A 21,567-nucleotide genomic window follows, 5' to 3' on the forward strand; every position below is an offset into this window, starting at 1 on the left:
GTCGAGCAGCGCGCGGCAGCGGCTGATGGCGCCCGCCAGGTCGCGGAGGTCGGTGAGGGCGAGCCGGCAGTCGACATGGCCGGGGCGGGGGGCGAGCGCGACCGTGCCCTGCCCGTACGGGAGGCGCAGGGTGCGGTGGTACGCGCCGTCGCGCCACCCCTCCACGCCGGGGACGGCGGTGGCGGCGAGCAGCCCGAAGAGGTTGTCGGGGCACAGGGGCGCCCGGAAGGGCAGGCGCAGCGCCAGCGTGCCGGGGGTGGCCGGGCCCCGGCCGCGCGCGGCGCGGGCGCGCAGGTCGGTGGGGGTGAGCGCGAAGACCTCGCGGACGGTCTCGTTGAAGGTGCGCAGGGCGGAGAAGCCGGCGGCGAAGGCGACGTCGGCCATGGGCAGATCGCTGGTCTCGATCAGGACGCGGGCGGTCTGGGCGCGCTGGGCCCGGGCGAGGGCGAGGGGTCCGGCGCCGAGCTCGGCGAGCAGCCGGCGTTCGATCTGGCGAGTGCTGTAGCCGAGGCGGGCGGCGAGGCCGCCGACGCCCTCGCGGTCGACCGTACCGTCGGCGATGAGGCGCATGGCGCGGGCGACGAGGTCGGCGCGTTCGTTCCACTGCGGCGAGCCGGGGGCGGCGTCGGGCCGGCAGCGTTTGCAGGCGCGGAAGCCGGCCTGCTGGGCGGCGGCCGCGCTGGGGTAGAAGGTCATATTCCGTTCCTTCGGCGGCACAACGGGGCAGCTGGGGCGGCAGTAGACGCGTGTGGTGAGCACGGCGGTGAAGAACCAGCCGTCGAAGCGCGCGTCCTTGGAATGGACGGCCCGTACGCAGCGGTCGAAGTCGGTGTGCATGCCTCCAGGGTGGATCTCCGCAAGGGCCCGGTGCTCGCGGAAATCCGACATCAAGGTCGGCGGAAGGCCGACGGGCGCCGGTCCCGGTTTGTCAATGACGGTTGACAGGCACCTCCTGTCATCCTAGGTTGACAGCATGGCTGGAACCGAAGCGACGGAACCCAACGACGCGGTGGGCACCACCCAAGCCGCGATGAGCCCGGACCCCCGGGTGGGGCTGCGCGCCGTCGCCGCGCTGCGGCGGCTGGTCGAGCGGCTGGAGGCCCTTCAGATCGACAGCGCGCGCCGGCAGGGCTGGTCCTGGGAGGAGATCGGCGGCGCCCTCGGGGTCAGCAGGCAGGCGGTCCACAAGAAGCACGCCAGGAGGTAGACGGACATGTTCGAACGGTTCACCAAGGACGCGCGCGCCGTGGTCGTGGAGGCCCAGGAGGAGGCGCGCGCGCTGGGACACGCGCGGATCGGCACGGAACACCTGCTGATGGCGGCCGCCGGCCGCGCGGGGGCGCCGGGCGCCGCCACCCTGGCCCGCTTCGGCGTCACCGCCGAGGGCTGCCGTGCCGCCTTCGACCCCGATCCGGCGTCGGCACCGGACGGCCACTTCGACGAGGACGACGCGGAGGCGCTGCGCGCCTTCGGCATCGATCTCGACGCGGTGCGCGACCAGGCGGAGCGGGCGTTCGGGCCCGGCGCGCTGGACGCGCCGCCGCCGGCACCCGAACCGGCGGGGCGACGGCTGTTCGGGCTGGGCCGCAACCCCAACGGAAGCGTGGGCCACATCCCCTTCGCGTCCCGTGCCAAGAAGGCGCTGGAGGGCTCCCTGCGCGAGGCACGGACCCTCAGGAGCGATCACATCGGCCTCGAACACGTCCTGCTGGGCGTGCTCGGCTGCGACGACGAGACGACGGCGGACTACTTCCGGCGCCTCGGCGTGGAGCCCGCGGCGCTGCGCGCCGGGGTGCTGGCCGACCTGGGCCGGGCGGCGTAGCCCGCGGCGGGGCGGCGCCACCGGGTCGGCGGTGCCACCGGGTCACGGCTTTTACGGTTCAAGGCAGTTGCATTTGAAACAATCAGTCGTTGGGCCGGTCGTGCCGATGACTGACGCGCGGTGGGCCGCGCGGACCGAGCCGTTGCCCCCGGACCGTATTTCGCACGCGACCTCGGACTTCCGGTCGCCTGTCACCCGCATACTGCTGGCCAGCGACGGCCTGACCACCGTCCTGCTCCAGGCACTCACACAGGCCGCCCTCACACCGCGGGTGGACGGCGTCGAGACGACGCCGGGGCGGCATGTGGAGGCCGCCGCGCGCGGGCTGTTGGCCCTGGCGACGGACGACGAGTGCCTGGTGCGCCGCACCCGCCTGGTCACCCGTGCCGACGAGGTGGTGTCGGTCAACATCGTGGTGGCGCGGGCCGGTGAGGACCGACGGGTCGACGCGGCGATGCGGGACCGGACCCGCCCCATCGGGTTCGCGTTCGCCGCGGCGGGCCTGCCGATGAGCCGCCGGATCAGCCGGACCGGCCTGACACCGTGGCCGCAATCCCCGGCCACGCGTTGCGCTTTCAAGGACTACACCCTCAACGCCCCCGACAGGCCGTGGGCCTATATCCGCGAACTGTTCAACCCCCGGGTCGTTCCACCCGAGACGCACACCGAGGCGGCGGCAGCCGGAGGGCGTGGCTGAGATGTTCCGTGACGCCCTGACCGACGCGCTCGCCGCGAACGGCGCCCGCATCGCCGTCCTCGACGGGACCGCGGCCCATTCCTATGCCGAGTTGGACGACTGGTCCTCCTCACTGGCCGCCACGCTGCGCCCCCTGGCGGACACCCCGGAGGACTGCGCCGCGGTGCTCCTGCCCAACGGCGCTTCCTGGCTCGCCGCGTATCTCGCCGTCCACAAGGCGGGCATGGCGGTGGCACCGATGAACGCCGTGCTCACCGAGCACGAGATCGCCCGCGTGCTGGAGCACATCCGCCCCCGGGCGGTGCTGACCGGCCCGGAACGGGCGGGCGCCGTCGGGGAACTGTGCACCGGGCGGGGACTGCGCGTGAACGTGATCGCGGTGCCGCCGGGGCGGCCGGTCGCACGCGGTCCGCGCGGAGCGGCGGGGATCGTGAGGCAACGGTCCGGGGCGGACGCCCCTTGCATGGTCATGCACACATCGGGATCGACGGGCGCCTGCCGTCCCCTGGTCCAGACAGGACGGGCGCTCCACCTCGCGGCCGGCTTCTGGCGCCACCGGCACCGCGCCCCCGATGACGTGGTGGCCGTCCCCATCCCCCTCGCGCACGCCTACGGCCATCTCGCGGCGGCCTCCACCCTGCTGGCGGGGGCGACGCTGCTGGTCTCCTCCCACGCCTTCGAGCCGGCCCGGTGGCTGGAGGAGCTGGCCGCCCGCGACGTCACCGTCGTCGAAGCGGTACCGGCCGTCTACCGCCGGCTGCTGGAGACCGCCGGCCGGCAGTGGCGGCCGGCCGCTCTGCGCCGCTGCCTGAGCGCGGGGCAGCGGACACCCGCCGACCTGCGCGAGGACTGGCACCGGCGCACCGGCGTGGAGTTGCTGCAGAGCTGGGGCATGACCGAACTCGCCGGCGCGGGACTGAGCCCCACCGCGGATTCCTGCCGGGACAGCGCCGGCGTCCCGGTCCCGGGCCTGGAGGTCCGCGTCGTCGACCACCGGGCAGCCGACGCATCCGGCCGGCCGGCGCCGGCGGGCACGGCCGGCGAGCTGTGGGTGCGGGGTGCCCAGATCACCCCCGGCTGCCGGGCCGGCTCCCGGCAGGTGACCCCCGTCACCGACGACGACGGCTGGCTGCGCACCGGCGACCTGGTGCTCCGCGACGAGCACGGCTGCGTCCGCGTCGTCGGACGCTCCAAGGACACCATCATGACCGGCGGGTACAGCGTGCAGCCCGCCGAGGTCGAGGACGTTCTGCGCGCTCACCCCCAGGTCGAGGACGCCGCCGTGATCGCCCGTGCGGATCACCGGCGCGGCGAGGTCCCTCACGCCGTGGTCGTTCCCCGGCCCGGCGGCCGGCCGGACGCCGAGGAACTGCTCGGCCACTGCCGCGGTCTGCTCGCCCGCTACAAGGTGCCCCGCTCCGTCGACTTCGCCGAGCGGCTGCCCCTTTCGGCCACCGGCAAACTCGACCGTGCCGCGCTGCGCCGCCGCTACGGCGTACCCGGGCAGGAGGACATGTCCCATGCCGCCGTATGACGGGACCCATGAGCGCGTCGCCGACGGCCCGCCCGTCGTCGTCATCACCGGTGCCACCGGCGGGCTCGGGGCGGCCATCGCCACCGCCTGTGCCGAACGGGGTTTCCGGCTGGCTCTCGTCGCGCGCACCCGCCCGGCGCTGGAGCGGCTCGCCGCGTCCCTGCCCGTACGGCCGGGCAGTGCGGTCGCACCGGTGTGCGCCGATGTCAGCGACATGGCGGCGGCGGCCGCCGCCATGCGGCGGATCCATTCCGACTTCGGTCGCGTCGACGTCCTCGTCGACAACGCCGGCGTGGAGGGACCCATCGGTCTCACCTGGGAGATCCCCGTCGAACAGTGGTGGGAGGCGGTGCGCGTCAACACGCTGAGCACCTTCGCCACCGTGCACGCCGTACTTCCGCTGATGGTCCGTCAGGGCGGTGGCCGTGTCATCAGCATCAGCAGCGCGGCGGGACGGCACCGCTGGCCCACGCTGTCGTCCTACTCCGTCGCCAAGGCCGCCGGCATCACGTTCATCGAGAACATCGCCAGCGAGGCCCGCCCTCACAACGTCCTGGCCTTCAGCCTCCACCCGGGGCTCGTGGCGACCGGACTCACCACGAGCGCGCTGAGCGAGATCGACTCGGCCGACCCCTGGCGCCGGCGCCGCGCCCGCTGGATCCACGCGGAGATCGAGGCCGGACGGTCCGTTCCGCTCCCCCGGGCGGTCGGCGCCGTCCTCGAACTGGCCACGGGCCCGGCCGCCGCTCTGTCCGGCCGCTACCTGACCGTCGAGGACGTCCACGGCGCGGTCCGGCAGGGGTGACGGTCCCCCTGTCCCGTCACGCGAAGAGACTGCGCCAGACCGCCCGGGCCGCGTGGTGGCCGGACATGCCGTGCACGCCCGGGCCCGGCGGGGTCGCCGAGGAGCACAGGAAGACGGCCGGGTGCGCGGTGGCGTAGGGGACGCGCGCGAGCCTAGGGCGCAGCAGCAACCGCAGGCCCGCGACCGAGCCAGTGGCGATGTCGCCGCCGATGTAGTTGGCGTTGCGCGCCGCGAGCTCGGGCGGGCCGGCCGTGGCGCGCGCCAGGACGCGATCGCGGAAACCGGGGGCGAAACGCTCGATCTGACGCTCAATCACCTCGGTGGCGTCGCCCTCCCAGCCGCTGGGCACATGCCCGTAGACCCAGAAGGTGTGCTTGCCCTCGGGGGCGCGGGTGGGGTCGACGATGCTGGGCTGGGCGGTGATGAGGAAGGGGACGGACGGGTCGTCGCCCTCGACGGCGGCCCGCAGCGCCTCCCCGATCTCCCCGAAGGTGGGGCCGACATGGACGGTCCCGGCCCGGCGGGCGGCCTCGGCCGTCCAGGGCACGGGCCCGTCCAGCGCGTAGTCGATCTTGAAGACGCTCGCTCCGTAGCGGAAGTTCCGGTAGGCGCCGCCGAGTCCGGCGATCCGGGCGAGCGCGGTCGGCGAGGTGTCGAAGACGAACGCCCGGGCCGGCGGCAGGTCGTCGAGGTGCTTGACCTCGAAGCCGGTGTGGATGACGCCGCCCAGCTCGCGCAGGTACGAACCGAGGGCGTCGGCGATGGCCTGCGAGCCGCCGCGCGGGACGGGCCAGCCGCACTCGTGGGCGGCGAGCGCGAAGAGCAGGGCCATCCCGCCGGTGCCGAAGCCGCTGAGCGGGGCGATGCCGTGGGCGGCGAGCCCCGCGAGGAGGCCGCGGGCCTTCTCGTCGTGGAAGCGGGTCCTGGCCAGCAGTCCGGCGGACTGGGCGGCGACCAGCCCGAAGCGGGCGTAGGTGACCGGGTCGCGGGGCAGCCCGTCCCACTGGGTGCGCAGGAAGTCGGCGGCCACGGTGTCCCAGCGGCCGTGGAAGGGCGCGACGAGCCGGCGGTAGGGGCCCGCGTCGCGCGGGCCGAGCGCGGCGGCGGTCTCGCCGACGCTCCGGGAGAGCACGGCGGCCGTCCCGTCGGGGAAGGGGTGCGCCAGCGGCAGCCCGGGGTGGATCCACTCCAGGCCGTGGCGGTCCAGCGGCATGGCGGCGAAGGCGGGCGAGCGGACCGCGAGGGGGTGGACGGCGGAGCACGGGTCGTGCCGGAAGCCCGGGAGGGTCAGCTCCTCGGTGCGGGCACCGCCACCGATGGCGTCGGCGGCCTCGAAGACCTCGACGGCGAGACCGCGCCGGGCGAGTTCCACGGCGGCGGTCAGCCCGTTGGGCCCCGCCCCCACGACGACCGCGTCGAGCATGGTGGCCACGGACGGGCTCCCCTCGTCTCCCTGGGTCTCAGCCGGCGGACGCCAGCAGGCCCAGGATATGCCGCAGCGTCTTCTCGTCCCGCGCGGCACTGAACGGAAGGGCGTTGCCCCCGGTGATCCGGAAGGGCTCGTCCGCGACGGTGGCGCTCGCCCCGCCCGCCTCGGCGACCAGCAGCAGTCCGGCGGCGTGGTCCCAGGCGTTCTCCCAGGAGAAAGCCGTCGCGTCCAGGGCGCCCCGGGCCACGGCCAGGTACTCCAGCCCCGCCGAGCCGCAGGGGCGGGGGGCGACGCCGTCGGTGAGCAGCGTCCCGAGGACGCGCTTCTCCTCGTCGGTGGTGAAGTCGTAGTGCGAGGTCGCGACCGTCAGATCGCGGCCCGGCTCCGGGGAACCGGAGCGCAGCGGCACACCGTTGAGCACCGCTCCCTTGCCGCGCCGGGCGACGGCCAGCTCGTCGAGCGCGGGGGCGTACGTCCAGGAGGCCAGCAGCTCGCCGCGGTGGGCGAGGCAGACGAGGGTGGCGAAGCCGGGGTCGCCGTGGACGAACTGGCGGGTGCCGTCGACCGGGTCGACGATCCACACCGGGGCGTCCCCGCCGAGGGCGCCGAGCACGGACGGGTCGGCGTGCACGGCCTCCTCGCCGACCGCCACCGAGCCGGGCAGCAGGGCGGTGAGGGCGTGGGTGAGCTGTTCCTCGGCGAGCCGGTCGGCGACCGTGACCAGGTCGTGCGGGCCGTTCTTCTCCACGATCTCGTCCGCGGCGAGCTGCCGGAAGCGCGGCAGGATCTCGGTCGCGGCCGCCTTGCGGACCGCCTCCTCGACCTCGGCGAGGTCGCCCTCGAGGAACGTGGCGAGGGACTTTTCGATCGTCTGAACCATATGAATATCGAACCACGTGGGGTCGACGATCGGTGGTGTGGCGATGGCCTCACAATGACGTTCCGGTGAACGACTGGTCGATGCCCGCTCAGCGCCCCACCGCGTACCCCTGCATCCCGCGCGGATTGGCCGCCGCGGACAGCACGCCCGTCTCCGGGTCGCGCGCCACCGCGCACAGCCGGCCCTCCGACCACGGCCCGCCGACCGTCACGTCGTGCCCCCGGCGGCGCAGCTCCGCGATCACGCCCTCGCCGAGCCGCGATTCGACGGTGACGGCGCCGGGGCGGGCGACGCGCGGGAAGAACGAGCCGGGGAAGCCCTCCTGGTGCCAGTTGGGCGCGTCGATCGCGCCCTGGAGGTCGAGCCCGCCGCGCACCTCGGGGCGCAGCGCGACGGCGAGGAAGAAGTGCAGCTGCCACTGGTCCTGCTGGTCGCCGCCGGGGGTGCCGAAGGCCAGGACGGGCTCCCCGCCGCGCAGGGCCAGGGACGGGGTGAGCGTCGTGCGCGGGCGGCGGCCGGGCGTGAGGCTGTTCGGCAGACCCTCCTCAAGCCAGGCCATCTGAAGCCGGGTGCCGAGGGGGAAGCCGAGCTCGGGGACGACGGGGTTGGACTGGAGCCAGCCGCCGCTGGGGGTGGCGGAGATTATATTGCCCCAGCGGTCGACGACGTCGAGGTGGCAGGTGTCCCCGGAGGTGGCGCCGCCGGGGCCGACGGTGGGCTCCCCGGCGCCCGCGCCCGCGCGGACGGGCGGGGCCTCGCCCGCCGGGACGCGGGCCAGGCGCGGGGTGCGTCCCCCGGGGCTGCCGGGGCGCAGCTCGTACGAGGCGGTGGCGCCGATCAGCTTTCGCCGCCCGGCGTTGTACGCGTCCGACAGCAGCGCGTCGAGCGGTACGTCCCCGGTGGCGTCGCCGTACCAGGCCTCGCGGTCGGCCATGGCGAGCTTGCTTCCCTCGATGAGGGTGTGGACGTAGTCGGGCGTGCCGTAGGCGGGGAGCTCCTCGGGGAGGAGGGCCAGTTGCTGGAGGAGGACGGGGCCCTGTGACCAGGGGCCGGCCTTGCAGACGGTCCAGCCCTGCCGGTCGAAGGTGACGGGGTCCTCGTAGCCGGCGTGGTGGCGGGCGAGGTCGTCGCCGGTGAGAGTGCCCGCGTGGCGTTCGCCGGAGGTGTCCAGGGTGGGGCGGGCGGCGGCCCGGACGAGCGCCTCGGCGACGAAGCCCTCGCGCCACACCCGGCGGGCGGCGTCGATCCGCGTCTCACGGCCGGGCCCGGCCGCCTCCGCCTCGGCCAGGAGCCGGCGCCAGGTGGCGGCGAGGGCGGGGTTGCGGAAGAGGACGCCGGGGGCCGGGGGTCTGCCGCCGGGCAGATAGAGCGCGGCGGAGGGCGCCCACTCCGGCTCGGTCTCGAACAGCTCCTGGACGGCCGCCACGGTCGCCCCGACCCGCTCCACGGGCGCGTGGCCGTGCTCGGCGTAGCCGATCGCGTACCCGAGCACCTCGCGCAGGGACTTGGTGCCGTGATCGCGCAACAGCAGCATCCACGCGTCGAAGGCGCCGGGCACGGCCGCCGCGAGGGGGCCGGTGCCGGGGACGAGCTCCAGCCCGAGCGAGGTGTAGTGCGCCACGCTCGCCCCGGCGGGCGCCGGCCCCTGCCCGCACAGCACCCGCACCGGCCCCCCGGCAGGCGCGAGCAGCGCGGGCACCTCACCGGCCGGCCCATTGAGGTGCGGCTCGACGACGTGCAGCACGAACCCGGCGGCCACGGCGGCGTCGAAGGCGTTGCCACCGCTCTCCAGGACCGCCATCGCGGACTGGGAGGCCAGCCAGTGGGTGGAGGACACCATGCCGAAAGTGCCCTGGAGGGTGGGGCGGGTGGTGAACGTCGGGAACATGTGTCCCAGGAAACCCTTAGGAGGGCAGATCCTTCAACCACTGTGCGACACCGCCGTGATGGGAGCACGTGCCCCTGCGGTGCGCGGAGTAGGAGGCCGAGCCGTCGTTGCAGATCGCGGACGCGCCCGCGTGGCCGCCGGTCGAGGACGAGCCACCGGTGGAGGTGCTGCCGGTGGTACCACCGACGGAGTGGTCGCTTCCGCCGCCACTGGAGGACGCCCCCTCGTGGGGCGCCGGGGCCGCGGTCGTCGGGGACGCGCTGCTGGGCGAGGGCGCCGGCGACGACGGCGCGGCCGAGGTCTCCCCGGCCGACGGCGTCGCGGACGGTGTGGCCGGCGCCGAGGTGGCGGCGGTCGGCCCGGTGTCCGCGGCCTTGCCGGAGTCGTCACAGGCGACCGTGCCGAGTCCCAGGGTCAGCGCGACGGCGAGGGCCGCGCCGGCCCGTCTCGCTCTGCGCGTCAGGGTCATGCTCATCTTCGGGTTCCCCCTCGAACGAACTGCTGCGCGGAACGTTTCCGCGCATGGCCCCGCACCCGGTCGCGAGCCGGCGCCCGGCAGACCGGGAGAGCGAGTGGGGGGAAGGAGAGCATTACCTGTGGGGTACACACAGTGTAGGCGGATCAACCACAGGAGTGACAGCAGATAGTGGCGTTACGGTTGATTCCGCAGTCGGCCGGCTGGCCGACCGGAGAGAACGAGCGGGAGGACACGGCCGTGCACGGCGAATACAAGGTTCCGGGCGGCAAGCTCGTCGTCGTGGACCTGGAGGTCGAGGACGGCGCACTGCGCCACGTCCGGGTCGCGGGTGACTTCTTCCTCGAACCCGACGAGGCGCTGCTCGACATCAACCGCGCCCTGGAAGGCGCCCCGGCCGACACACCCGCCCCGGAGCTCGCCGCCCGCATCGACGCGGCGCTGCCCGAGGGCACGGTGATGTTCGGCTTCTCCTCCGAGGCCGTGGGCGTGGCGGTGCGGCGGGCGCTGGCGCAAGCCACCGACTGGGACCACTACGACTGGCAGCTCGTCCACGACGGCCCCCAGTCCCCGGCCCTGCACATGGCGCTGGACGAGGTGCTGACCGCCGAGGTCGCGGCCGGGCGGCGGCCGCCCACGCTGCGGGTGTGGGAATGGGCGTCCCCCGCCGTCGTCATCGGCAGCTTCCAGTCGCTGCGCAACGAGGTGGACCCGGAGGGCGCGGAGCGTCACGGGATGACGGTGGTGCGCCGGATCAGCGGTGGCGGCGCCATGTTCATCGAGCCCGGCAACACCATCACCTACTCACTGTGCGTGCCGGACGCCCTCGTGCAGGGCCTGTCCTTCGCCGACAGCTACGCCTACCTCGACGACTGGGTCCTCGCCGCGCTCGAGGGCATGGGCGTCAAGGCCTGGTACCAGCCCCTCAACGACATCGCCACCGAGGCGGGCAAGATCGCGGGAGCCGCGCAGAAGCGGGTGGTCTCCGGCGGCGGCGCGGTCCTGCACCACGTGACGATGGCGTACGACATCGACGCGGACAAGATGCTCGATGTGCTGCGCATCGGCAAGGAGAAGCTCTCCGACAAGGGGACGAAGTCCGCGAAGAAGCGGGTGGATCCGCTGCGGCGGCAGACGGGGCTGCCCCGGGAGGCCGTCATCGAGCGCATGGTGGCCTCGTTCCGGGGGCGGTACGGGCTCGCCGACGGTGGCGTCACTCCGGAGGAGATGGCGCGGGCGGAGGAGCTGGCCGCGACGAAGTTCTCCTCGGAGGAGTGGACGGCGCGGGTGCCGTGATCGCCGGACGGGCCGCGTTCGGCCCGTCCGGCGAAGGGGCTCACCCCAGTACGGGAATGACGTGCTCCCCGTACGCGTCGATCGTCGCCTCCTTCGCGTCGTGCATCGCGTAGAGCGCGAACTGGTCGACGCCCAGCTCCCGGAGGTGCTCCAGGCGTTCGCGGTGGGCGGCCACCGGGCCGAGGAGGCAGAAGTGGTCGACGATCTCGTCGGGGACGAAGTCCGTCGAGGGGTTCCCGGCCCGGCCGTGGTGGCTGTAGTCGTAGCCGGAGCGGCGCTCGATGTAGTCGGTGAGGACGTCGGGGACGGCGCCGGAGTGGGCGCCGTAGCGGGCGACGAGGTCGGCGACGTGGTTGCCGACCATGCCGCCGAACCAGCGGCACTGTTCGCGGGCGTGGGCGAGGTCGTCGCCCACGTACGCGGGGGCGGCGACGCAGATGGTGACGGAGGACGGGTCGCGGCCCGCGTCGGCGGCCGCGGCGCGCACGGCCTTGACCATCCATTCGGTGAGGAAGGGGTCGGCGAGCTGGAGGATGAAGCCGTCGGCCTCGCGGCCCGCCAGGGCCAGGGCCTTGGGGCCGTAGGCGGCCATCCACACGGGCAGCCTGCCGTCGCGGATCCAGGGGATCCGCAGGGACTTGCCACCGCCGACGTCGGCCTCGCGGCCCTCCGCCAGGTCGCGGATGACGCGCATCGCCTCGCTGAGCGTGGCGAGGGTGTTGGGCTTGCGCCCGGCCACCCGCATCGCGGAGTCGCCCCGGCCGATCCCGCAGACGGTGCGGTTGCCGTACATGTCGTTGAGGGTGGCGAACGTGGAGGCGGTCACCTCCGGGGTGCGGGTGGAGGGGTTGGTGACCATGGGGCCGACGACGAGGTGGTCGGTGTGTTCCAGGATGCGGCTGTAGATGACGAACGGCTCCTGCCACAGCACGGCGGAGTCGAAGGTCCAGCCGTAGCGGAAGCCCGCGCCCTCGGCGCGTCTCATGAGGTCCACGACGGCGGTGGCGGGCGGGTCGGTCTGGAGGACGAGGCCGAAGTCCACGTGCGGGGTGCTCCTTACGTGTTACGGGAGGTACTGGCAGGTGGTGCGGGGGACGTAGCGTCCGTGGCCCGCCCGGCCGGTGAACCTCCGCCGGTCGATGACGGTTTCGCCGCGGGAGAGGACGGTCTCCACCTGCCCGGTGATCTCCTTGCCCTCGTAGGCCGAGTAGTCGACGTTCATGTGGTGGGTGGCGGCGGAGAGCGTCTGCCGCGCGTGGGGGTCGTAGACGACGATGTCGGCGTCACAGCCGGGGGCGACGGTGCCCTTGTGCGGGGCGAGGCCGAACATCCGGGCGGGCGCGGCGCAGGCGATGTCGATCCAGCGGCGGCGGGTGATGTGACCGTCGACGACGGCCTGGTGGAGGAGGTCCATGCGGTTCTCCACGCCGGGCAGCCCGTTGGGGATCTTCGAGAAATCGCCCCGGCCCAGCTCCTTCTGGCCGGAGAAGCAGAAGGGGCAGTGGTCGGTGGAGACGACCTGGAGGTCGTCGGTGCGCAGCCCGCGCCAGAGCGCGGCCTGGTGCTCGCGCGGCCGCAGGGGCGTGGAACAGACGTACTTGGCGCCCTCGAAGCCCGGTTCGGCGAGGTTGTCGGTGGACAGGAAGAGGTACTGCGGGCAGGTCTCGCCGAAGACGGGGAGGCCCTTGTCACGGGCCTGGGCCAGCTCGGCGACGGCCTCCTCGGCCGAGACGTGCACGACGTACAGGGGGCTGCCGGCGACCCGGGCGAGCTGGATGGCCCGGTGGGTGGCCTCGGCCTCCAGCAGGGCCCTGCGGACCTCCCCGTGGTAGCGCGGGTCGGTCTTCCCCTCCGCCAGGGCCTGTTCGACGAGGACGTCGATGGCGATGCCGTTCTCGGCGTGCATCATGATCAGCCCGCCGTTGCCGGCGGCCCGCTGCATCGCGCGCAGGATCTGCCCGTCGTCGCTGTAGAAGACGCCCGGGTAGGCCATGAACAGCTTGAAGGACGTCACGCCCTCCCCCACCAGCAGGTCCATCTCCTTGAGCGAACTCTCGCTCACATCGGAGAGGATCATGTGGAAGGCGTAGTCGACGGCGCACCGGCCGTCCGCCTTGGCGTGCCAGGCGTCCAGTCCCTCGCGCAGGGCGCGGCCGCGCGACTGGACGGCGAAGTCGACGACGGTCGTCGTACCGCCCCAGGCGGCGGCGCGGGTGCCGGTCTCGAAGGTGTCGGACGAGGACGTGCCGCCGAAGGGGAGCTCGAAGTGGGTGTGGGCGTCGACGCCGCCTGGGATGACGTACTTCCCCGTGGCGTCGATGACGTGGTCGGGGCGCCAGCCCTGGGCGTACGCGCTGTCCGGGGTGGCCAGCGCGGCGACCTTGCCGTCCTCGATCAGGACGTCCGCGGTGATCTCGTCGGCGGCGGTGATGACGAGTCCGCCGCTGATGAGCGTGGTGGTCATGGCGTCTCCTCGGCGGCGAGGTCATGCTGGGCGCGCCGCAGCGCCTCCTCCAGGATCGCGGCGCCCTCCTCGGCCTCCGCGACGGTGAGCGTCAGGGGCGGGGCGATGCGCAGGGTGTTGCCCTCGCGGCCGCCCTTGCCGATCAGCAGGCCCTGCTCCCGGGCGTGTTCGAGGGTGCGGGCGGCGGCGCGGGGGGACGGTGATCCGTCGCGTCCGACGAGTTCGAGGCCCGCCATCAGCCCCCGGCCGCGCACCTCGTGGACGATCGTCAGGCCCGCTCCGATGGCGCGCAGCCGCTCCAGGAGGAGGCCGCCGACGCGGCGGGCGTTGCCCTGGAGGTCGTGCTCGATGAGATAGGTGAGGTTGGCGAGGCCGGCCGCCATGGTGACGGGGCTGCCGCCGAAGGTGGAGATGGAGTTGGCCCGCAGGCAGTTCATGACGCCGGCGCGGGCGACGACGCCGCCGACGGACATGCCGTTGCCGATGCCCTTGGCGAAGGTGAGGAGGTCGGGCGGGCCGCTCGCGGCGTGGGCCTGCCAGCCCCAGAAGTGGTCGCCGGTGCGGCCCCAGCCGGTCTGCACCTCGTCGGTGATCCACAGGATGCCGTGCCGGTCCAGGACCTCGCGGAAGGCGGCGTAGAGCCCGTCGGGCGGCGCGGTGAAGCCGCCGACGCCCTGGACGGGCTCGGCGATCAGCGCGGCGACGGTGCCGTGCGCCTGGCCCAGCATGTCCTCCAGGTCCGCCACGCACGCCTCGGTGAACTGCCCGTCGCTCAGGTGGGCGTACGGCCCCCGGCCGCGGACGCCGCCGTGGACGTAGAGCGTCTGCAGCGGCGAGAGGCTGGTGGGCGACCAGCTGGTGTTGCCGGTGATGCCCACCGTGGAGAAGGAACGGCCGTGGTAGCTGTTGCGCATGGCCAGGATCTGGTTGGACCCGCGGTAGGTGGTGGCCAGCAGGAGCGCGGCGTCGTTGGCCTCGGTGCCGGAGGTGGTGAAGAAGACCCGCGCGTCGGGGATGCCGGACAGGCTCGCGATGCGCTCGGCGAGCTCGACCATGTGGCGGTCGAGGTAGAGGGTGGAGGTGTGGAGGATGCGGCCGGCCTGCTCGCTGACGGCCTTGGTGACCTCGGGGAGGGCGTGCGCGGTCATCGTGGTGAGGATGCCGCCGAAGAAGTCGAGGTAGCGCTTGCCGGAGGCGTCCCAGACGTGCCGGCCCTCGCCGTGGGTGAGCTCCAGCGGCTCGTCGTAGTAGAGGGCGAGCCAGGAGGGCATCACGGCCCGGTGGCGGTCGTGGAGCGGGGCGGGGCTCATGGCCGCACCAGCCCGTCGTAGGCGTCGGGGCGGCGGTCCCGGTAGAACGCCCACTGCCGGCGCACCTCGTCGATCTGGCCGAAGTCGAGGTCGCGGACGAGCAGTTCCTCCTTGGTGTCGCTGGCGGGCTCGCCGACGAGCTGCCCGCGCGGGTCGACGAAATAGGAGGTGCCGTAGAAGTCGTTGTCCCCGTACTCCTCCTGGCCCACGCGGTTGATCGCGGCGACGAAGTACTCGTTGGCGACGGCGGCCGCGGGCTGTTCGAGCCGCCACAGGTGGGAGGAGAGGCCGCGGGAAGTGGCCGAGGGGTTGTAGACGAGCTGGGCACCCGCGAGGCCGAGGGCGCGCCAGCCCTCGGGGAAATGCCGGTCGTAGCAGATGTAGACGCCGATCCGGCCGACGGCCGTGTCGAAGACGGGCCAGCCGAGGTTGCCGGGCCGGAAGTAGTACTTCTCCCAGAAGCCCTTGAGCTGGGGGATGTGGTGCTTGCGGTACTTGCCGAGATAGCTGCCGTCGGCGTCGATGACGGCGGCGGTGTTGTAGTAGAAGCCGGAGTCCTCGACCTCGAAGACCGGCACGACGATCACCATGCCGGTCTCGCGGGCGAGGTCGCTCATCCGGCGGACGGTGGGGCCGTCCGGGACGGGCTCGGCCCAGCGGTAGTGCTCGCTCTCCTGTACCTGGCAGAAGTAGGGGGCGTTGAAGACTTCCTGAAAACCGATCACCTTGGCGCCCTGCGCGGCGGCGGCGCGGGCGTGCTCCTCATGCTTGGCGATCATCGACTCGGTATCGCCGGTCCAGGTCGCCTGGACCAGTGCCGCACGGACAACGTTGGTCATGAGCTGCTCCTCAGCCGGGGCTTCGAACAGGCTGCGCACGCGGAAGATCCGCGTGTGCATGCGACCGTAGGTCCCGTCACTCCCCGTGGCAAGACCATCGCGCATGTCCCGCACCCCCGCACACAAGAAAGGCAGCCTTACAAGGCTGCCTTTCTTTCTCTTAGGGTGGCCATATGACAGCCACCACGCTCGACCCCACGACCGCCCTCGTCCTCGTCGACCTCCAGAAGGGCATCGTCGCCCTGCCCACCACCCACCCCGCTCCCCCGGCCGACACCGTCGTCGAGCGCGGCGCGCGCCTCGCCACCGCCTTCCGCGAGCGCGGGCTGCCGGTCGTCCTGGTGCGTGTCACCGGCGCCGCGCCCGGCCGCTCCGAGGCCCCGCCGCGCTCCGGCCGGCTCCCGGCCGACTTCGCCGAGCTGGTGCCCGAGCTGGGCCGCGAGGACGGCGACATCGTGGTCACCAAGCACACCTGGGGCGCCTTCCACGCCACCGACCTGGACCTCCAGCTGCGCCGCAGGGGCGTCACCCAGGTCGTGCTCGCGGGCATCGCGACGGGTGCGGGCGTCGAGTCCACCGCCCGCGCGGCCCACGAGCACGGCTACCACGTGACGGTGGCCACGGACGCCGTCACCGACCCGGACCCCGAGGTGCACCGCTTCTCCGTCGAGAGGGTCCTCCCGCGCCTGGCCGAGACGGACACCACGGACAACATCCTCGCGCTGCTGCGCGGCTGACCGGGCGGGCTCGGGCGGGCTACCCCAGGTGGGCGGCGTACAGCACCAGCGCGGTGGCGACGAGGGCGTACCCCGCCAGCCCGAACCAGGCGCCGCGGTGGTGGATCCGCTCCGCCCGCACCGGGTCGCCACCCCGGACCGTCCAGCGCCAGGACAGCACGGTGGCCACCACCGCCAGCAGGACGTAGACGAGCGTCAGCAGGTGCAGCGTGTCGATGAGCGTCAGCCCGACCGTGCTCGTGACGACCTGGCTCACCTGCTGGAGGTTCAGCATCACCACAAAGAGACCACCGCCCAGCAGGGCCAGCCGGCTCTGCATCGAGTCCAGCCGTTCGGCCATGCCCAGCTCCTTGCCGTGCGTGGGCAGCAGGAAGGCGGCGGTGGCGAGGAGCACCATGAGGTAGAGCGGCCCGGTCAGCCGCCAGAAGGCCGTGGGGTCGTCGCGCGCCAGGTCCATCTCGATGACCAGCCTGCTGCGGGTGCTGCCCTTGCCCCGGGTCAGCGTGGCGTCGCCGAAGTTCGTCGGGAAGTGCTGCTCGACCGAGGCCAGACGGAAGCCGGTGAGTTTCCAGCCGTCGGGGGCGATCCCCTCGTTGGCGCCCGAGTCCCCGTTGTCGGGGGTGAAGCGGAACTTGTCGATCGTCTTGCGGGACGTGATGTTGATCGTGATCCGGTGCCGGTCGTAGGGGAAGGCGCGCAGGTCCCAGTCCTGCCGGAAGACGCCCTGGATCCGCACCAGGTCCCGGAACATGCCGCCCTCCTCCGTCACCGAGGGCTCGCTCTTCTCGGCGTTGCTGGAGTTGGTGAACGCCACGTCGGGCAGCGGGTCCAGCTCGCGCTTCGGGCAGACGCTCCACACGGTCAGCCGCGCCGAGAAGGCGTTCTTGGCGGGGTCGAGATCGTAGAGGTCGCTGAGGTAGGCGCCGACCCGGCAGGTCGGCGCCTCTTTCGCCGAAGTTCCTTTCGCCGGGGCCGCGTCCGCGGTGCCGGCTGCCGACAGCCACACCGCGAACGCGCCGATCAGTACCGCCAGGACCCGTGTCAACCGCCGCCGCCCATTCATGACATCAGTGATCGTGGCCCGGCGGCGGCCGCCCCAATCCGCCCCGATCCGGCGCGGGAACGCGCGGCACCCGCGCGCGGAGGGCCGGTCAGCGCACCGGCGGCTTCCCCTCCGGCCTCACCACCAGCGCCGAGCCGCCCCCGCGCCGGGTCTTCTCGGCCGCGGCCAGCCAGCGCCCGTCGGGCAGCCGCTGGACGCCGGTGGCGGCGCCGATCTCCGGATTGAGCTTGAACACATGCCCCTTGGCCTCCAGCCGGCCCCGCAGCGGGCTGTCCCACAGCCCCGGCTCCAGCTCGGTGGCCGCCGCGTTGCGCTGGCTGGCGCGGGGCGCGGCGATGGCGTCGCCGAGCGGCATGCCGCGGTCCACGTGGTTGAGGAGCGTCTGGAGCACGGTGGTGATGATGGTGGCGCCGCCGGGCGAGCCGAGGGCGAAGGCGGGCCTGCCCTGCTCCAGGACGATCGTGGGCGACAGGGACGAGCGCGGGCGCTTGCCCGGACCGGGCAGGTTGGGGTCGTGGACGCCCGGGCTGACGGGGGCGAAGGAGAAGTCCGTCAGCTCGTTGTTCAGCAGGAAGCCGCGCCCCGGCACGGTGATGCCGCTGCCGCCGGTCTGCTCCAGCGTCAGGGTGTACGCGACGACGTTGCCCCACTTGTCGGCGACCGTGAGATGGGAGGTGTTCTCCCCCTCGTACGGCGTGGGCGCGGCCCGGCCGCCCGTCGCGCAGCCCGAGCCCGGACGGCGCGGGTCGCCGGGCGCCAGCGGGCTGGTGAGCGCCGCGCCGTCCTTGATCAGGCAGGCGCGCGAGTCGGCGAAGCGCTGGGAGAGCAGGCCCTGGACGGGCACCGATTCGAAGGCGGGGTCGCCGACCCAGCGGTTGCGGTCGGCGAAGGCGATCCGGCTGGCCTCGATGTAGCGGTGCAGATACGTCTGCTGGGGCAGCCGGTTGAGCTCGGAGTTCTCCAGGATGTTGAGAGCCTCGCCGACCGTCGTCCCGCCGGAGGACGAGGGGGCGATGCTGTAGACGTCCAGGTCGCGGTAGGAGGTATGGGTGGGTTCCTGCTTGCGCGCGCCGTAGGCGCGGAGGTCCCGCTCCGTCAGGTCGCCGGGCCGGGCCACGCGTCCGGAGGCCGGGTCGACGGGCGGCTTGCGCACGGTCCGGACCAGGTCGCGCCCCAACGCGCCCCGGTAGAAGGCGGACACGCCCTGGTCGGCCAGCAGGCCGTAGGTGCGGCCGAGGTCGGGGTTGCGCAGCGTCGAGCCGACGGCGGGGGGCTTGCCGCCGGGCAGGAAGATCTTGGCGGTGGCGGGGAAGTCCTTGAAGCGGTCGTAGTTGTCGGCGGTCTGCTTGCGGAAGGTCTCGTCGACGGTGAAGCCGTCGCGGGCCAGCCGCCGGGCGGGCGCCAGGACCTGGCCGAGGCTCCGGCTGCCCCAGGAGCGCAGGGCCGTGTCCCAGGTGGCGGGGGTGCCGGGGGTGCCGACGCTCAGGCCGCTGGTGACGGCGTCGGCGAAGGGCAGCGGGCTGCCCTTCTCGGTGAACAGGTCCTTGGTCGCGCTGAGCGGGGCGCGCTCGCGGCCGTCTATGGTGCGGACCTTGCGGGACTTGGCGTCGTAGTAGACGAAGTAGCCGCCTCCGCCGATGCCGGCGGAGTAGGGCTCGGTGACGCCGAGGGCGGCGGCGGTGGCCACCGCCGCGTCCACGGCGTTGCCACCCTTGCGCAGCACCTCGATGCCCGCGGCGGAGGCGTCGGCGTCGACGCTGGCCACGGCGCCCCCGTAGCCGACGGCCACGGGGGTCTTGGCGGGGGTGCGGGTGGCCTCGGCGATGGGCCCGACGGCCGCGGCGGGCGCGGCGGGTGCCGCCAGCGCTCCGGCGACGAGCGCGGCCGTGGCCGCCAAAACGGGCAGGCTCCGGCGGGGGTTCGGTCTGGCGAGGGCCATGAGTGCCTCCGTGACGGACGAACGGGCCCCGGAGCCTACTCGCGGAGCCCGCCCGCCGACAGGGCACTCGCCCCCGCCGGGGCCGGCCGCCGGGGCCGGTGCGGTCCGGTAGCGCCCCGAAGGGGCGCGGGGAACTGCGCGACCAGCCACGACGCACCGGCAGATGACGTACCGGACTCCCGCGGAGCGTTTAGCCGCGGACCCCCGCGTACACCGCACCGGCCATGGCCGCCTCACCCTTCGCGTTGGGGTGGAACGGCGCGGCCGGGTTCTCGGGGGTGGCGCCCTCGACCCAGCGGTCCGCCGCCGGGGTGCACACGTCGTGGCCGACGGTCGACGCGTAGGTGTCGACGTAGCGGACGTGCGCCGCGCGCGCCTGCTGCTGGAGCATCGCGTTCAGGCGCTTCTCGGTGTCCCGCAGGTAGGGCGCGTCACCGGCGGCGATCGGCACGGACGGGAAGCAGCTCGTGCCGTTGTCCGGCATGATCGACGGGTAGCCGACGAGCGCGACCTTGGCGTACGGGGCGCGCTCGTGAACGGCCTTCAGCACCTTGGCGATCTTCGGTGCGGCGTCGTTGATCCGCTGGGCGAGCCGGTCGGAGCCGTCGTCGGCGGTGTACTGCTTCTTGCAGGGGGCGCCGGCGGGGTCGGTGACGGAGAGCGCGGCGCAGCTGCCGATGATGGTCCCGAAACCGATGTCGTTGCCGCCTATGCCGATGGTCACGAGGCGGGTCTGCTTGCCGAGGGCGTCCAGCTGGGGCCCGGCCGACCCCGCCTGGGTGTTCCACATGTCGTCGGTCGTCGCACCGCTGCAGCTGACGTCCTTGAAGGACTTCTGGCCCAGCTCGGCGGCGGTCAGCGAGGGGTAGTTGACGCTGGAGCGCGCGCAGTCCCCGCCGGTCTGCTCGGGAATGCCGGGACCCGAGGTGTACGAGTCGCCGAGCGCGACATAGCGTGCGCTCTCGGCCCGGGCGGCCGGGGTGGCCGCCGCCGCGGGGCCCGCCGTCACGGCCGCTCCGGCCGTCAGGGCCGAGGCCGCGCCGAGCGCCGCGAGCGCCTTTCCGTACCGCGCGCCTCGTTCTCGCACCTGTGCCACAAGTACTCCAAAAAGGGTGTGAAGGGGGCCGTTTCCTACTGACCGACCAGTCAGTAACCGATCAGTTCGAGCCAGACTCCCCTTCCGGTTACCGTCTGTCAATCCGGCGACGTGCCCCCACGCGGACGCGGTTCCCATATGCCCTGTCCATCCGGCGCGACAGCGAAGTCCGCGCCGTCGAGGGCGTGTCGGCGCTGCTGCGCGCTGCCGCGCGCGGGGGCGCGGGCGCGGGCGCGGCGCGGCCGCCTCAGAGGCCGGCCGTGCTGACGACGACCGCGGAGAACGCCTCGCGGTCGTTCTGGCGTGCCGTGACCCGGGTGCGGGTGAGGGAGCCGTCCTCCCCCGGGAGGACGGTGGCCTCGATCCAGCAGGGGCTGTCGAACTCCACGTACTGGCTGAAAACGGTAGTGAGGCCCAGGACGGTGCCGTGGTCCGGGCCCGTCGCGGCGAGCGCGGCCTGGCGGGCGGCCTCCAGCAGCAGCATGCCGGGGGCGTGGTCGACCGGGTGGTCGAAGAGCACCGGGTGGCTGGGGTCCACGCGCAGCTGCCAGACGCCGTCGGCGTCGGTGGGCGAGAGGACCACGTCGTGGAAGCGGTCGCGGCCGACGCGCACCGGCGCCAGGGGCGGAGCCAGCGGTACGGCCCGGGAGACGACGGACGGGTCGCCGTACTCGCCGCGCAGCCGCCGGTAGACGGCCGGGGCGTGGCTGGTGAAACGGGCCCGGGCGGTGCCCAGCGGCATGCCGTCGCGCAGCGCGGTGACGTCCATCACCAGGGCGGAGAGCCGGCCCTGACGGCGTTTGACGTCGCTGCACACGATCCGCAGCTCCAGCTCGGCGGGGACGGCGGCCACGGACATCGCGGCCGGGTCGAGCTCGTAGCGGAAGTGGTCCCAGATCAGGTGGTGGCCGAAAGGCGTGTCATAGGCCAGGTGGGACAGCAGGGGGATGGTCTGCCGTACGGTCTCGGCGAAGAGGAGCGGGTCGTAGCGGCCGTCGACCGGGGTGTAGAAGCTGTGGGTCCGCGGCCACTGGGCGCCGATGATGAAGGTCTCGTCGGCGACGCGCGCCCAGTCGGCGAGGAGGACCTCGGCCATGGCCGCCTTGTGGACGTACTGCCGGGGCACACAGGTGGCCAGGCCGGGGGGCATGGAGGAGGTGGTGCTCAAAACGGGGGCTTGCTGAACGAGATTGGACATACCGACTTCCCGGGCGCTCTGACGCTGCTGCTCTGCCTCAAACACTGGAGCCGTAAGATAAAGGGTGTTCGTTTTGTTTGTCGATAGATGACGGG

General features: G+C 73.4%; 20 protein-coding genes. 7 read left to right on the forward strand and 13 right to left on the reverse strand.

Annotation, left to right across the window (positions count from 1 at the left end):
* On the reverse strand, positions 1 to 837 hold an 837-nt coding region (locus K6I33_RS08095; RefSeq protein WP_229349301.1), incomplete at its 3' end, for a bifunctional transcriptional activator/DNA repair enzyme AdaA.
* Positions 838 to 973: 136 nt separating this feature from the next.
* On the opposite strand from K6I33_RS08095, the gene K6I33_RS08100 reads away from it, so the two are divergent.
* The 5 genes from K6I33_RS08100 (at position 974) to K6I33_RS08125 (ending at position 4,858) form a co-directional block, all read left to right on the forward strand.
* Positions 974 to 1,207: a hypothetical protein gene (locus K6I33_RS08100; RefSeq protein WP_229349348.1), complete on the forward strand. Its 234-nt coding sequence runs from the start codon at positions 974 to 976 to the stop codon at positions 1,205 to 1,207.
* Between the two features lie 6 nt (positions 1,208 to 1,213).
* Positions 1,214 to 1,822: a Clp protease N-terminal domain-containing protein gene (locus K6I33_RS36555; protein WP_374283796.1), complete on the forward strand. Its 609-nt coding sequence runs from the start codon at positions 1,214 to 1,216 to the stop codon at positions 1,820 to 1,822.
* 106 nt (positions 1,823 to 1,928) lie between these two features.
* A complete protein-coding gene (locus tag K6I33_RS08115) occupies positions 1,929 to 2,519 on the forward strand; it encodes a hypothetical protein (RefSeq protein ID WP_229349303.1) in 591 nt (196 codons plus the stop codon).
* A 1-nt stretch (position 2,520) separates the two neighbouring features.
* A complete protein-coding gene (locus tag K6I33_RS08120) occupies positions 2,521 to 4,053 on the forward strand; it encodes a class I adenylate-forming enzyme family protein (RefSeq protein WP_229349342.1) in 1,533 nt (510 codons plus the stop codon).
* Positions 4,040 to 4,858: an SDR family oxidoreductase gene (locus K6I33_RS08125; RefSeq protein ID WP_229349305.1), complete on the forward strand. Its 819-nt coding sequence runs from the start codon at positions 4,040 to 4,042 to the stop codon at positions 4,856 to 4,858. The genes K6I33_RS08120 and K6I33_RS08125 overlap by 14 nt, the downstream gene beginning before the upstream one ends.
* A 16-nt stretch (positions 4,859 to 4,874) precedes the next feature.
* Here K6I33_RS08125 and K6I33_RS08130 read toward each other — a convergent pair whose 3' ends face one another.
* The 4 genes from K6I33_RS08130 to K6I33_RS08145 all read right to left on the reverse strand — a co-directional run bounded on the left by K6I33_RS08130 (position 4,875) and on the right by K6I33_RS08145 (position 9,530).
* Entirely contained in the window at positions 4,875 to 6,281 is a 1,407-nt protein-coding gene (locus K6I33_RS08130) for an NAD(P)/FAD-dependent oxidoreductase (RefSeq protein ID WP_229349344.1), read from the reverse strand.
* 37 nt (positions 6,282 to 6,318) lie between these two features.
* Positions 6,319 to 7,167, reverse strand: coding sequence for an inositol monophosphatase family protein (locus K6I33_RS08135; protein ID WP_229349307.1), 849 nt, complete (start codon positions 7,165 to 7,167; stop codon positions 6,319 to 6,321).
* 88 nt (positions 7,168 to 7,255) lie between these two features.
* Positions 7,256 to 9,055, reverse strand: coding sequence for a gamma-glutamyltransferase family protein (locus tag K6I33_RS08140; protein ID WP_229349309.1), 1,800 nt, complete (start codon positions 9,053 to 9,055; stop codon positions 7,256 to 7,258).
* Between the two features lie 16 nt (positions 9,056 to 9,071).
* Entirely contained in the window at positions 9,072 to 9,530 is a 459-nt protein-coding gene (locus tag K6I33_RS08145; protein ID WP_229349311.1) for a DUF3761 domain-containing protein, read from the reverse strand.
* Between the two features lie 240 nt (positions 9,531 to 9,770).
* Here K6I33_RS08145 and K6I33_RS08150 point away from each other — a divergent pair, with 240 nt between their 5' ends.
* On the forward strand, positions 9,771 to 10,826 hold the full coding sequence (locus tag K6I33_RS08150) for a biotin/lipoate A/B protein ligase family protein (RefSeq protein ID WP_229349313.1): 1,056 nt from the start codon (positions 9,771 to 9,773) through the stop codon (positions 10,824 to 10,826).
* Positions 10,827 to 10,866: 40 nt separating this feature from the next.
* Here the strand turns inward: K6I33_RS08150 and K6I33_RS08155 are convergent, their stop codons facing one another.
* From K6I33_RS08155 to K6I33_RS08170, 4 genes are read right to left on the reverse strand one after another with little or no spacing between them, the layout of a single operon-like run.
* Complete coding sequence (locus K6I33_RS08155; protein WP_229349315.1) at positions 10,867 to 11,868, reverse strand: TIGR03842 family LLM class F420-dependent oxidoreductase; 1,002 nt, start codon at positions 11,866 to 11,868, stop codon at positions 10,867 to 10,869.
* 21 nt (positions 11,869 to 11,889) lie between these two features.
* Entirely contained in the window at positions 11,890 to 13,290 is a 1,401-nt protein-coding gene (gene hydA / locus K6I33_RS08160) for a dihydropyrimidinase (protein ID WP_229349317.1), read from the reverse strand.
* Positions 13,287 to 14,600, reverse strand: a complete 1,314-nt coding sequence (locus K6I33_RS08165) for an aspartate aminotransferase family protein (protein WP_229349318.1) — start codon at positions 14,598 to 14,600, stop codon at positions 13,287 to 13,289. Before K6I33_RS08165 ends, hydA begins: the two co-directional genes overlap by 4 nt.
* Positions 14,597 to 15,439 (reverse strand): nitrilase-related carbon-nitrogen hydrolase, encoded by an 843-nt coding sequence (locus K6I33_RS08170; RefSeq protein WP_229349320.1) that lies wholly within the window; start codon positions 15,437 to 15,439, stop codon positions 14,597 to 14,599. Before K6I33_RS08170 ends, K6I33_RS08165 begins: the two co-directional genes overlap by 4 nt.
* A gap of 173 nt (positions 15,440 to 15,612) precedes the next feature.
* On the opposite strand from K6I33_RS08170, the gene K6I33_RS08175 reads away from it, so the two are divergent.
* Positions 15,613 to 16,176 carry an isochorismatase family protein gene (locus K6I33_RS08175; RefSeq protein WP_229349322.1) on the forward strand — a complete coding sequence of 188 codons (564 nt, stop codon included), beginning with the start codon at positions 15,613 to 15,615 and terminating at the stop codon, positions 16,174 to 16,176.
* A gap of 19 nt (positions 16,177 to 16,195) precedes the next feature.
* Here the strand turns inward: K6I33_RS08175 and K6I33_RS08180 are convergent, their stop codons facing one another.
* From K6I33_RS08180 to K6I33_RS08195, 4 genes are all read right to left on the reverse strand, one after another.
* Positions 16,196 to 17,221, reverse strand: coding sequence for a hypothetical protein (locus tag K6I33_RS08180; RefSeq protein ID WP_229349324.1), 1,026 nt, complete (start codon positions 17,219 to 17,221; stop codon positions 16,196 to 16,198).
* Positions 17,222 to 17,327: 106 nt separating this feature from the next.
* On the reverse strand, positions 17,328 to 19,178 hold the full coding sequence (gene ggt / locus K6I33_RS08185) for a gamma-glutamyltransferase (RefSeq protein WP_229349325.1): 1,851 nt from the start codon (positions 19,176 to 19,178) through the stop codon (positions 17,328 to 17,330).
* A gap of 190 nt (positions 19,179 to 19,368) precedes the next feature.
* Positions 19,369 to 20,274: an SGNH/GDSL hydrolase family protein gene (locus K6I33_RS08190; RefSeq protein WP_229349328.1), complete on the reverse strand. Its 906-nt coding sequence runs from the start codon at positions 20,272 to 20,274 to the stop codon at positions 19,369 to 19,371.
* Positions 20,275 to 20,521: 247 nt separating this feature from the next.
* The gene (locus tag K6I33_RS08195) at positions 20,522 to 21,472 is read right to left on the reverse strand and encodes a ScbA/BarX family gamma-butyrolactone biosynthesis protein (protein WP_229349330.1); all 951 of its coding nucleotides are present in this window, start codon (positions 21,470 to 21,472) and stop codon (positions 20,522 to 20,524) included.
* Positions 21,473 to 21,567 lie beyond the last annotated feature (95 nt).

The sequence above is a fragment of the Streptomyces sp. UNOB3_S3 genome, from assembly GCF_020740895.1.
GTDB lineage: Bacteria > Actinomycetota > Actinomycetes > Streptomycetales > Streptomycetaceae > Streptomyces.